The sequence below is a fragment of the Ruminococcus champanellensis 18P13 = JCM 17042 genome, from assembly GCF_000210095.1.
Classification (GTDB): Bacteria; Bacillota; Clostridia; order Oscillospirales; family Ruminococcaceae; genus Ruminococcus_F; species Ruminococcus_F champanellensis.
Map to the genome: position 1 here is coordinate 1,677,104 of NC_021039.1, position 12,232 is coordinate 1,689,335.

Below are 12,232 nucleotides of genomic sequence, written 5' to 3' on the forward strand. Positions count from 1 at the left end.
TTCCGGGCGCATCCCGCATAGCTTTTATGGAAAAGGGGTGAGCCTATGAGCAAGGGATCAGTGGGCAGGGATACCTGCTTTCTAAGCGTGATGCAGTTGTTGCTACAGGCGCTGGGTCTGATGCTGAATGTGTTTCTGACCCGCCGGATCGGCCCCTCCCAGGTGGGGGTGGTTACACTCATCAGTACTTTTTTCGGACTGTGTGCCGTGCTTGCCAGTGGAAACGGCTTTGTCAGCACCAGCCGGTTCGTTTCAGAGGAGATCGGCAGAAGCAGCGGCAATCCGGAGCGTGTGCTGCGGTATGCGGGAATTTGCAGCCTGCTACTGAGCCTGCTCGTGGGGGGCAGCGTGTTTGTGCTGGCACCCTGGCTTGCGGAACGGTTTCTGAAGTCTGCCGCCCTGGCAAGCGGTGTACGGCTTTTGGCAGTGACTTTGCCCTTTGCGTCCATCTGTGCATGTCTCAAGGGATATTTTCACGCACGGCGCCGGGTGACCATTCCTGCGGCGGCGGATGCGGTTGAATTTCTCATGCATGGAGCCGCTTTGGCATTTGGAGTCATCTTCCTGCTGCCCGTTGGACATTGCAGTTTGTTCATGCTCATTGTGGTCAGCATGCTGCTGGGACAGCTGGCGGCATTTTGCTATCTGGGGGTGCTGTATCTGCACAGCCGCCGAGCATGCAGCAATGCCTGCACCATGTGTCTGCGGGGGTTTGCCTGGGCAGCATTGCCCCTGCTGTTAAACAGCTATCTGACCTCCCTGCTCAGTACTGCCAATGATGCCTTGATCCCATTTACCCTGCGGCAGTTCGGAAATTCTACGGAAGAAGCCTTTGCCCAGTTCGGGGTATTTGAGGCACTGCTGCTGCCTGCTCTGTTTTTTCCAGCAGTGGTATTAGGATGCTTGTCCAGCATCCTGGTGCCGGAGCTTTCCCGGAACCGGGGTGCCGGCAGCGGTGAGGATGCCCAGGCGCTGATTGGCAGTGTGCTGCGGCGGACACTGCGGTTTGCCGGGTTTGTGATGCTGCTGTTTTTGCTGTATGGCAGTCAGATCGGCACCCTGATCGGAGGAGACGCCTTTGCAGGACGGATGCTGCGGATCCTGGCACCGGTGATTCCCTTTATCTATCTGGAGATCGTGCTGGAGGGGATCCTGCGTGGCATGGGAAAGCAGAATTTTTCCTCCGTCAACTATCTTGCCGAGTATATGATCCGGATCTCCGTGCTGCTGATTTGTGTACCCATCTTTGGCTTTTACGGGATTCTTGCGTCCTATTATGCCAGCAACGTAATCGGCAATCTGGTGCGGCTCTGGATGGTTCGGCGGCTTGCCGGCGGCATTCCCTGGGGTTCACTTCTGCTGCGGCCCGGAATTGCACTGTTTGCTGCCTGGCAGTGCGGCATGCTGCTGTGTCGGCTGCTGAGATTGTTTGCCCTGCCCCTGTGGGCGGAGCCGGCGGTGTTTCTGGTGCTGGGGGGCGGTGTGTATCTGTTTGCTCTCCGGGTGCTGGATTCCATGGAGCAGCAGAAAAAAACACGGAATACATCTCTGCATTCCGTGTCTGGTTCCTTTACTGTGCAGACGGCTCCGTCTGCTTTGCCTCGTGATATTCCTGCTCGGTATTGACATTCCAAACGTTGTTTTTGTCGGTGATGCCCTTGCGGATGTTGTCCACTGCTTCAAAGGCGGTCGCCATGGAGTGATCCATGTTGTTGTACCGGTGCTGTCCGTTTCTGCCGATGCAGAACAGATTGTCATACCGGTTCAGATATGCGATCAGGTCATCCATGTGATCGTAGGTGTCAAAGTATGCCGGGTATGCCTTCTTGACCCGTTCCCGGTGGGAATCCTGCACGTTGGCTGCACTGTGGATCACGCCCATTTTGATCAGTTCCATGATGGCAAACTCCGTGCAGTCCTTGTCACTCATATTCCAGAAGTCGTCTCCCTCATTGCAGAAGTATTCCAGACCGATCCACACATGATGCTCCGGATCCGGCAGCATATAGGGGGACCAATTGTTGAAGATCTGGATTCTGCCCAGCTTCACGCCTACGTCCTGGACATAGATCCAGCAGTCCGGGGTAATGTTCCCCAGGGTCTTGATATCCGTGCCGTTGACCAGGTTCAGCTTGTCCACCAGCAGACCTACGGTGACGAAATCCCGGTAGGGGAGCCCGGCAGCAATCTGGGCAATGTCCGCCGGCACTGCATCCGGTGTGGACTGCATGCTGGCAATCAGATCCTTTACGGGCATGGAGGACAGGAAATAATCTCCGGCAATGGTCTGCTCCGTGCCGTTTTCATCGGTGTATCCCAGGGAAACGATCTTTCCGTTTTCGGTATGTACTGCATGTACGGCGCAGTTCATGCGAATCACTCCGCCCATTTCCCGGATCAGATCCGCTACGGTTTCCCACAACTGACCGGGGCCGAACTTCGGGTAGTAGAATTCCTCGATCAGGGAAGTCTCCACTTCTTTTTTGTTGCCGGAGGGCAGGATCTTGCCGAACATATCCTTGATGACTGCCTTGATGGACAGACCCTTGACACGCTGCGCCCCCCAGGAGGCGGAGATCTCACGGGGATGTCTGCCCCAGAGCTTTTCGGTGTAGCCCTCAAAGAACATGGAGTACAGCACCTTGCCGAAGCGGTTGATGTAGAAATTCTCCAGGGAGGTTTCTTCCTGCTTGCTGACGGTGGACTTCATGTAGCTGCATCCTGCCTTGATGGTGGCGGACAAGCCCATGTTCTTGAAGGTCTGGGGCTTCATGCTGATGGGGTAGTCAAAGAATTTTTTCTGGTAGTAGATCCGGGATACCCGGTTCCGCACCAGCATGACCCGGTCGGTGGTTTCCGGATCAGGGCCGCCGGGTACGGTTTCGATCTGCCTGCCCAGCTTTTTGTAGTCATAGGGCAAAGCACCCTGGGTGGGCATGATCTCCTCCCACCACTTGGTGACACGGGCATCCTTGGAGAAGAACCGGTGTCCGCCGATGTCCATGCGCTTGCCGTTATACTTGACCGTCCGGGAAATACCGCCGATGGTGTTGCTTTCCTCCAGGATGGTGACCTGGTAGTCCTCATTTGCCTTGAGCAATTCATAAGCCGCCGTCAGTCCGGCAGGCCCTGCGCCGATGATTACAACCTGCTTCATGCTTTTCCTCCGTACAGAAATATTTTTCGTGCGGCAAAGTTCCAGATCAGAACCAGAACCGCCGCAATGACCTTTGCAACCAGAACCGGGATGTGCAGGGGTACCGTGCCGAGCCAGATGATGGCTTCCGTCAGACCCAGCCCGATGATACCGATGACGGTGTAGGAGAGGAACTCCAGCACTGTGCTTTTTACCTTTGCCCCGGTGGTGAATACCAGGAGCTTGGAGAGGATGAAGTTGACGATCAGCCCCATCACAAAGGCGATTGCCGTTGCCAGATATTCATTGACGCCGAATTTGTGGTACAGCAGTGCCAGGGTGCCAAAGTCGGCAACGAATGCAAGACCGCCAACAAATGCATAACGGAACAGCTGAATGAACAGGTTGTCCGACGGGGTGATCATCAATCCCTTCCAGTCCAGCCTGCGGATACAGCCAAGCAACTCCTTCATGTTTCCATACTCCTTTATATATCATTTTATCAGTATAGCACATATTTCACAAAAAGTCAAACCCCAGTGCACAGGAATTGCAGCAAAAAGGTGCAGCCTGTTCAGACTGCACCGATTGTTTTAATTGTCGCTCAGATCGTAGGGTTCTTCTTCATTTTGCAGGGCGATGTCCAGGATCTTGCCGTAAAAGCCCAGGGGGTTTTTCATGATCCGTTCTCCCAGCAGCTTGGCCTGCCGCAGATCCGGCGCAAACATTTTCATATCCAGCAGATCGTCCCCGGTATCCAGACAGCGCAGGTGAACGTAATACCCCTTGTCCATGGGCTCGTAGGTGATCCGCACCTCGTTTTCATACTTCTGACGGGCGATGTACCGAAGCGCTGCCAGCACCAGCTTGTCCCGAAAGATCTTAGGCACATACTGCTTGAGCCGCAGTGCGCAAAGCTCCCCCTGGGGGGTCAGCATATAGCAGGCTTTCCCCTTTTTGTCCGGCTTTAACTCCAGAGAGCCGTTTTTTGTGAGAAAATCCAGGGAATCCTGGTAGTAGAAATAGTTGATGATGCCGGTGGAAACGGCGATGTCGTATAGGGCATCCGGTGTGACCGGCTCCTTGATCCGATAGAGCAGATAACACAGCAGGATGTTGATCAGATGCAGATCGTTCAGCTCAATGTTGGTCAGATCGGCAGTGTTGTGTTCCATGCGGACGACGCCTCCCTCAAGTGAAATTGGGATAATCCAGCATATGGGACAGCAGCGCCAGGTTCACCGCCGCCTCTACGCAGGGCACAGCCCGGGGCACGATGCAGGGATCGTGTCTGCCGTGAATGTTGACCACTTCATTTTTCATGGCGCTGTAGTCCACAGTGGCCTGGGGCCGGGCAATGGAAGGCGTGGGCTTGATAGCCACCCGAAGGGTAATGGGCATACCGGAGGAGATGCCGCCCAGAATGCCCCCGTGGTTATTGGTACGGGTCTTGACGTGACCGTTTTCGTCCACATAAAATTCATCGTTGTTCTGACTGCCCACCATTTCTCCGGTCAGGAAGCCTGCACCGAATTCGATGCCCTTTACCGCAGGAATGCCGAATACCAGCTGGGAAATGGTGTTTTCCAGTCCGTCAAACATGGGGGAACCGATGCCGGCAGGTACGTTCACGCTGGCGCATTCGATGATGCCTCCCAGGGATTCCTGCCCCAGCCGGGCGTTCTGGATATCCTCCCGCATTTTTTCGCCCTGTTCCGTATTGATGACCGGGAAGCCCTTGTAGCGCACTGCCAGCAGATCCTCCTTGGTCACGTTGGTTCTGTCAAATACCGCATCCTTGATGCCGTGAATGGAGGCAATGTGGGCGCCGGTGTAGATGCCCCGACGTTCCAGAATCTGCCCGCAGACTGCCCCGGCAAAGCACAGGGGAGCTGTCAGTCTGCCGGAAAAATGTCCGCCGCCCCGCACATCATTGAAGCCCCGGTACCGGAGGGCGCCGGTATAGTCCGCATGTCCCGGCCGGGCGAGCTTGGACAGGTTGGAGTAATCCACCGAGTGGGTGTCTGTGTTCATGATCATGGCGCACAGAGGCGTGCCGGTGGTTTTGTTGTGGTACAGACCGGACATGATCTGTGGAATATCCAGTTCCGCCCGGGACGTGGTAGTCCCGTCCTTTTTCGGCGCTCTGCGAGCCAGAAAGCGTGCGATCTCCTCCAGGTCGATGGATTCCCCCGGAGGGAGATTGTCGATCACCACGCCGATGGCTGTGCCGTGGGATTCGCCGAATAAAGAGATGGAAATGCGGTTATTCCAAAGAGATGACATGTACCGTTCCTCCTAGTTTTTGATAATCGCTCCAGAAATCCGGATAGGACTTGCGTACCGCTTCTGCGCCCAGTATGGTGACAGGAGCGGTGCTGCGGGTAGCTGCCACAGCAAGGCTCATGGCGATCCGGTGATCTCCGCAGCTGTCCGCCGTGCCGCCGGTAAAAGCGGCGATGGGCTGGATCTCCAGTCCGTCCTCGGTCTGGCTCACCTGTCCGCCGATGGCGTTCAGCGCCGCTGCAATGGCTGCCAGCCGGTCGCTTTCCTTGAGCCGGAGCCGCTTTGCCCCGTAAATCCGGGAGGGCTTGCCGCAAAGGCATGCCAGCACAGTCAGCACCGGCACCAGATCCGGGATATCTGCGGCATACACAGAAAGACCGGAAGCGATTGTGTTCTCTTTAGTATAGCATAATTCCCGGAGGATTTCAACAATTTTTCGATCCCCCTGACAACTATTTTCCCCAAGTCCGTCCACCCGGACATGACTGCCCAGGGCATTGGCGGTGAGAAAAAACGCTGCCTGCGAGTAATCCCCTTCAATGGCAAGGGACAGAGGATGATACACGCCGCCCCCGGGGATCCGGTAGCCCTCCGGAGTTTTCTCGGTGGGGACGCCTGCCTGCCGGAGCAGCGCTGCGGTCATATCCACATAGGGGGCGGATTCCAGAGGGGAGGTCAGCTCCAGCCGTGAGTCTCCCTCCAGCAAGGGCAGTGCCAGCAGCAGTCCGGTCAGATACTGGGAGGATACATCCCCTTCCAGCTGAAAAACGCCGCTTTGCAGCTTGCCGGACATGTGTAGGGGAAGCAAAGCATCCTGCCGCTCCGGCTGAATGGATATACCCTTTTTCGGCAGTTCCCGCAGGTAGGCATCCAGGGGTCGGTAGGGCAGTCTGCCCTTGCCGATGATGGTACAGGTCAGTCCCAAGGCTGCTGCCACCGGAATGAGAAACCGGAGGGTGGAGCCGCTTTCACCGCAGTCCAGGGTAATGGGCTGTGTGGGTGGCTCCAGGATGCCGGTGACGGTGACGCTGCTGCCAGTCCGGGTGATCTTCGCCCCCATTTGCTGCAAGGCACCGATGGTGGCGGCAATATCCTCGGAATCGGACAGATTTGTCAGCCGGGAGGTACCCTTTGCCAGGGCAGCGCAGATCAAAGCCCGGTGTGCGGCGCTTTTGGATGCAGGAATGGACACGGTACCCTCCAGCAGTCCCGGTTCGATCACACAGTTCATAGGGATTCCTCCATCATCCGGCAGAAGTCCGGAAAGGACGCCTTCCGGATCTCTCCCTGACCGATTGCCGGGCATACTACATAGGACAGTTCACCGCCCATGCGCTTTTTGTCATGCCCGCACAGGGCAGTCAGCTCCTGCATGGGAGCGTCATAGTCCGTGGGCAGTCCGTAGTTGTTTACGCAGCCGATCAGCCGGGCGGTCACAGCAGGGGCGGCTGTCCGGGCGGACAGCATGCACATGCCGGCAGCTACCGCCTGACCATGGGTGTAGGCAAATTCCGAATGCCGCTCAATGGCATGCCCCAGGGTATGACCGAAATTCAGCAGCATGCGCTCTCCCGTGTCAAATTCATCCTTGGCTACGATGTCCCGCTTGATGGTGACGCACCGGGCAATGATCTCGTCCGCCTGGGGCAAAACATTGTCACTGTTGTGGGCATCCAGCAGGGCAAACAGCCCCGGATCCCGGATCATACCATATTTGATTGCTTCTGCGATGCCATCGCTGAGAATATGTCCCGGCAGGGTTTTCAGCGTGTCCGGATCGCAGATCACCAGGCTGGGCTGCTTGAATGCCCCCACCAGGTTCTTGCCTCCGGGGATGTTGATGGCAGTTTTTCCGCCTACGGAGGAGTCAATCTGCGCCAGCAGAGTGGTGGGAATCTGAATGTACCGGATGCCCCGCAGGAAGGTGGCAGCCGCAAAGCCGGTGAGATCCCCCACAACGCCGCCGCCTAAGGCGATCAGACAGTCGGAGCGGGTAATGCCGGATTCACAGAGAAAATCGTAAAGCTTCAGCAGGGTGCCGCTGCATTTGGAGGCTTCCCCGTGGGGAAATACAAAGCATTCCGCCTTGCATCCTGCCATATCCAGCGCATGCAGCAGATCCTTGCTGTACAGCTCGTCCACGGTATCATCCGTGACGATGACAAAATGTCGGGTAACTGCCGCACCGGCAAGCAGGCTGCCGCACTGGCGGAGCAGTCCATGCTCTACCAGTACGTCGTAATCCGTGCTTGCGTGTACGGAGATCCTGCGCATCAGCCAAGCTCCTTTCCGGAGAATGCTGCCTGCTTCTTCACTGCATCCATCACATCTCTGAACTGTTCAGGAGTCAGGGACTGGGCACCGTCTGACAGCGCCTTTGCCGGGTTGTTGTGAACCTCGATCATCAGAGCATTGGCACCGCATGCAATGGCAGCCAGGGACAGGGGCTTTACCAGAGTGGGGATGCCGGTTGCGTGGCTGGGGTCTACCACGATGGGCAGGTGAGACATCTGACTGAGCAGCGGAACTGCTGCAAGATCCAGAGTGTTCCGGGTCTTGGTCTCGAAGGTGCGGATACCTCGTTCACAGAGGATCACGTTGTTGTTGCCTCCTGCCATGATGTACTCCGCAGACATGAGCAGTTCTTCCATTGTGTTGGCAAGACCACGCTTGAGCAGGATGGGCTTGTCGGAGTGCCCCAGCGCCTTCAGCAGCTCGAAGTTCTGCATGTTCCGGGCGCCTACCTGGATCAGGTCTACGTCAGCGAACAGATCCAGATGCTCAATGGCCATGATTTCAGTGACAATGGGCATGCCGGTTGCCTTCTTTGCCTTCAGCAGCAGTTCAATGCCGTCTGCGTGGAGCCCCTGGAATGCGTAAGGAGAGGTACGGGGCTTGAACGCACCGCCCCGGAGCAGGGTAGCGCCGGCAGCCTTTACAGCCTCTGCGGTCTCGATGATCTGATCCTCATTTTCCACGGAGCAGGGACCGGCAATCACCTGAAAATGCTTGCCGCCGATCTTCTTGCCGGCAATGTCCACGATGGTATCCTCCGGGTGGAACTTTCGATTGCAGCTTTTGTACGGCTCCTGGACACGCTTGATGTCTGCAACCACAGGCTGTGCCCGGAGCAGATCGATATCGATCTTGCTGGTGTCGCCGATCAGACCGAAGATACTGTGCTGCTCACCGCTGATGTCTGCGATCTTTACATGGTAGCTGTTGAGCATGCTGATGAAACGGTCCAGGTCTTCCTTCTTGGTGTTCTGCTTCAGAATGACGATCATGATAATTACCTCCTGCATTCAATAAAAAATGCCGCTGCTTCTGCAAGAACGCAAAAGCAGCGGCATTGTATTTCTTGTGATGGTTTCGCAATGCACCTAGCTTTTCTGTTCTTTATCATATTTTGCAGCACAATAAAACCCCCAGCTAAAGTAAAAGCGAGAGTCAAACTGAAAATATGTAAAGACTGCAGAATGATTTGCCTGGTACATAGCAGAAGCCTTCCTTTCTTCAAAAATCAAAAGTGAAACAATCAATCATGCATGAATTGATGTTTACATTGTAGCAGACGCTTTCGGATTTGTCAACGGTTTTTTATCGCTTTTTTTATGAATTTGTACACATAGTTTATTTTATTGCACAAAGAAACGGTTGTTTTTCTGTGCATTCTGCTGATTTTTTTAATAATTTTCTGAAATTAGACTCATTTCTACTCTTTTTTACGTTATAATATACGAAGGCTTTAAAGCATAAAAACTTTAAAGCATAAAAGTAAACAGGAGTGATATTGAGTATGGCTATTATGTATGCGAAGCGATGCGGCGAGGTTGTGTATTATGTTTACAAATTCAAAAAGCCTCATTACGGTGTCAGTGTGACGCACCGGAACGGGGACACGGCAATCATCTCTGATTTTTCACCTACGCTGATGGAGGCGGTCAGCTTTGTGGAATACATTTTCCAGTCCTGCATACAACCGGTACAGCTGAAAGCTGCTGCACAGGAATACCGTGCCCTACAAAGCTGCTTTCGGGGGATACCGCCGGATCAGCATTTCTGACAGGACGATCCGGTAGCAGATGTACAAAAACACAGGCTGCCGTCTTGCCTTTTCGGTCGGAATGTGGTATAATAGAAGCATAAAAAAGCAGTTCTTCCAGGAGCTGCATAGAAAACGGCCTCACAGAGAGCAAGCATCTCTGCGGCGCCGGTTCAGGTCATGCCGTTGGGCATGACTCCGGGGAAGGGGTGACCGTTTTGCGCATTTTGCTGGTTGAGGACGAGGTCGGCTTATCCGATGCATTGGTACAGATTTTTGCAAAGAATAAGTATATGACCGACGCCTGCTATGACGGTGTCAGCGGACTGGATAATGCATTAACCGGCATCCACGATGTGATCATTCTGGACATTATGCTGCCCGGAATGAACGGACTGGAGGTTCTACGGGAGATTCGTCGGAACAAGCTGGAAACGCCTGTGATCCTGCTGACCGCAAAGGATGAGATCTCGGATAAGGTGACCGGTCTGGATTACGGTGCGGATGATTATATCACAAAGCCGTTCTCCACCGAGGAGCTATTGGCACGGATCCGTTCCATCAGCCGGCGCAATCAGCATATGGTCGTGGAGAATGCGCTGACCTTCAGCGACATTACCCTCAATCTCTCCACATATGAGCTGTTCTGCGGTGAGAAATCCATCAAGCTGGGACTCAAGGAGTTCTACATGATGGAGCTTTTGCTGCGCAATGGCAGCATTGTACTAAGCAAGGAGACCCTGATTGAAAAAATCTGGGGCTATGAATCTGATGCGGAATACAACAATGTGGAGGTATACATATCCTTTCTGCGCAAGAAGCTCACGCATATTGAATCCACTGTTTCCATCAAGACGGTGCGTGGTGTGGGATACTGCCTGGAAAGCAAACAGCACTGACGGGGCAATGCCGTTTTTCTGTACTGTCCCGGGAAAGGATAACAGCTTCGGCTGTGGTGATTGTTGTGATCCGGAAACTGAAACGGCGCTTTGTGTTTGTAAACATGTCCATTCTGACCTGCCTGATGCTTGGCATTCAGATTGCGGTGTTTACTATGATGTATCGTTCGGAGGTGCGGGTATCTGAACAGATTATGGATCATGTGGCACAGAGCCATATGGACAAGGGCAGAGGAGAAAAGCCGCCGGAGCCGCGAGGGGATTCTCCCTCCGCATCCATGCCTGCAGGAAGCATACAGCTGGAGTATCATTGGCAGGAACAGGCGGCTTCTGCTCTGACCTATGAGGATGCACAGCCGGAGGATCCCTCCGGACAGGGATGGGATGGAGACCAGCCGGAGGAAAACCAGGGGCAGTGGAATGACCAGTGGCATTTTGACCGGTACGGCGCATGGCATCCGTGGCCCCAGTATCCGGATAGACCCTATGATCCCTGGAGTCCCTGGGGACCGCCGCCGGAGGAGCCATGGGTAACGGAACCGACGGCTACGGATGCGCCGCTTCCAACGGAAACCACTGCGGCTCCTGTCCAGACGCAGCCGGAAACGGAGCCGGAAACAGAGCCGCCGGTGCAGACCAGGGAACAGCCGGTGATCGTGACCCGGACTCCGGAGCCGGTTCCGGAGCCGACTTCTGCAACGGAGGCGCCTGTAGCGGATACCACGGAAACGGCACCGCCGGAAACAACGGCTGTGCCGGAAACCACCCGGCGCACCATGGCATCCATGGCGACTGCAGAGCCGGTGGACAAGGAAATGGGCATGTATATGCGCAATTCCGTGTATGTTTCTCTCAGCAGCAGCAACGTGATCGAAAGCGCCATGTCCCAGTTCGGGGTAGAGAATGACATGGACACCGTATCCCTTGCCATCAATCAGGTGCTGGAAAGCGGCAAGGAGCGGGGCACGATCAAGGTGGGGGATATCCACTACCGGTATTGCAAGACCCAGCCCGGCCCGGATCATTCCTATGGGGTGGTGCTGCTGGATCGTTCTGTGGAGCTTTCCACCCTGAGCCGCCTGTTGGTGATCTTTGTAATCATCGGCGTGGTAGGGCTGATGCTGATCTTTGTAATCAGTGTGGCGCTTGCCAACTGGACCATCCGACCCATTGAGCAGGCATGGGAAAAGCAGAAGCAGTTTGTGGCGGATGCATCCCATGAGCTGAAAACACCATTGGCGGTGATCTCTGCCAATACGGATGTGGTGCTGTCCAATCCCAACGATCTGGTGCATAACCAGGAGAAATTCCTCAATTACATTAAGGATGAAACCGTCCGCATGACCCGGCTGGTGGGCAATCTGCTGTTTATCGCCAAATCCGATGCCAAGCAGCTGAAGTCCGCCCCCCAGAGCTTTGATATGAGTGATCTGGTTTCCAGCGTATGCCTGGTGTTCGAGCCGTTGGCGTTTGAACAGGAAAAGACGCTGGAGACCTCGATCCAGGCGCATATATCCTATGTGGGGGATCAGGATCGGATCAAGCAGCTGCTGACCATCCTGCTGGACAATGCGTTGCTGCATTCTACGGAGCATGCCCACATTCAGGTATCCCTGAGCCAGGATTGTCAGCAAAAGATCCGGCTGGCGGTGTCCAACTCTGCACAGGACATTCCGCCGGATAAGCTGGAAAAGCTGTTTGACCGGTTTTACCGGCTGGATGAATCCCGGGCAAAGCGCACAGGCGGCTCCGGTCTGGGGCTGAATATTGCGCAGACCATCGTGCAGAACCATGGGGGTACCATTGTTGCCCACAGCGGGCAGGGCGTTGTGACCTTTATCACAACGCTGCCCTGACCGCAGCTGA

The 12,232-nt window shown here is 55.0% G+C and carries 11 protein-coding genes; 4 read left to right on the forward strand and 7 right to left on the reverse strand.

Going from position 1 to position 12,232, the window contains the following annotated elements:
* Positions 1-45 precede the first annotated feature (45 nt).
* Positions 46-1,626 carry an oligosaccharide flippase family protein gene (locus RUM_RS07515; RefSeq protein ID WP_015558542.1) on the forward strand — a complete coding sequence of 527 codons (1,581 nt, stop codon included), beginning with the start codon at positions 46-48 and terminating at the stop codon, positions 1,624-1,626.
* Here the strand turns inward: RUM_RS07515 and RUM_RS07520 are convergent.
* The 7 genes from RUM_RS07520 to aroF form a co-directional block, all read right to left on the reverse strand.
* On the reverse strand, positions 1,571-3,157 hold the full coding sequence (locus RUM_RS07520) for an NAD(P)/FAD-dependent oxidoreductase (RefSeq protein ID WP_015558543.1): 1,587 nt from the start codon (positions 3,155-3,157) through the stop codon (positions 1,571-1,573). The genes RUM_RS07515 and RUM_RS07520 overlap by 56 nt on opposite strands.
* Positions 3,154-3,609 (reverse strand): GtrA family protein, encoded by a 456-nt coding sequence (locus RUM_RS07525; protein WP_015558544.1) that lies wholly within the window; start codon positions 3,607-3,609, stop codon positions 3,154-3,156. The genes RUM_RS07520 and RUM_RS07525 overlap by 4 nt, the downstream gene beginning before the upstream one ends.
* Positions 3,610-3,729: 120 nt before the next feature.
* A complete protein-coding gene (locus tag RUM_RS07530; RefSeq protein ID WP_015558545.1) occupies positions 3,730-4,311 on the reverse strand; it encodes a DUF4364 family protein in 582 nt (193 codons plus the stop codon).
* Positions 4,312-4,327: 16 nt separating this feature from the next.
* A complete protein-coding gene (gene aroC, locus RUM_RS07535) occupies positions 4,328-5,422 on the reverse strand; it encodes a chorismate synthase (RefSeq protein ID WP_015558546.1) in 1,095 nt (364 codons plus the stop codon).
* Complete coding sequence (gene aroA / locus RUM_RS07540; RefSeq protein WP_015558547.1) at positions 5,403-6,653, reverse strand: 3-phosphoshikimate 1-carboxyvinyltransferase; 1,251 nt, start codon at positions 6,651-6,653, stop codon at positions 5,403-5,405. Before aroA ends, aroC begins: the two co-directional genes overlap by 20 nt.
* On the reverse strand, positions 6,650-7,696 hold the full coding sequence (aroB, locus tag RUM_RS07545; protein ID WP_015558548.1) for a 3-dehydroquinate synthase: 1,047 nt from the start codon (positions 7,694-7,696) through the stop codon (positions 6,650-6,652). The genes aroA and aroB overlap by 4 nt, the downstream gene beginning before the upstream one ends.
* The gene (aroF, locus tag RUM_RS07550; protein ID WP_015558549.1) at positions 7,696-8,709 is read right to left on the reverse strand and encodes a 3-deoxy-7-phosphoheptulonate synthase; all 1,014 of its coding nucleotides are present in this window, start codon (positions 8,707-8,709) and stop codon (positions 7,696-7,698) included. The genes aroB and aroF overlap by 1 nt, the downstream gene beginning before the upstream one ends.
* Before the next feature lie 512 nt (positions 8,710-9,221).
* Here aroF and RUM_RS07555 point away from each other — a divergent pair.
* From RUM_RS07555 to RUM_RS12115, 3 genes are all read left to right on the forward strand, one after another.
* Positions 9,222-9,488 (forward strand): hypothetical protein, encoded by a 267-nt coding sequence (locus tag RUM_RS07555; RefSeq protein WP_015558551.1) that lies wholly within the window; start codon positions 9,222-9,224, stop codon positions 9,486-9,488.
* Positions 9,489-9,685: 197 nt separating this feature from the next.
* Positions 9,686-10,366 (forward strand): response regulator transcription factor, encoded by a 681-nt coding sequence (locus tag RUM_RS07560; RefSeq protein ID WP_041326346.1) that lies wholly within the window; start codon positions 9,686-9,688, stop codon positions 10,364-10,366.
* Between the two features lie 65 nt (positions 10,367-10,431).
* Complete coding sequence (locus RUM_RS12115; RefSeq protein WP_147645592.1) at positions 10,432-12,222, forward strand: sensor histidine kinase; 1,791 nt, start codon at positions 10,432-10,434, stop codon at positions 12,220-12,222.
* The last annotated feature ends 10 nt before the right edge of the window (positions 12,223-12,232 follow it).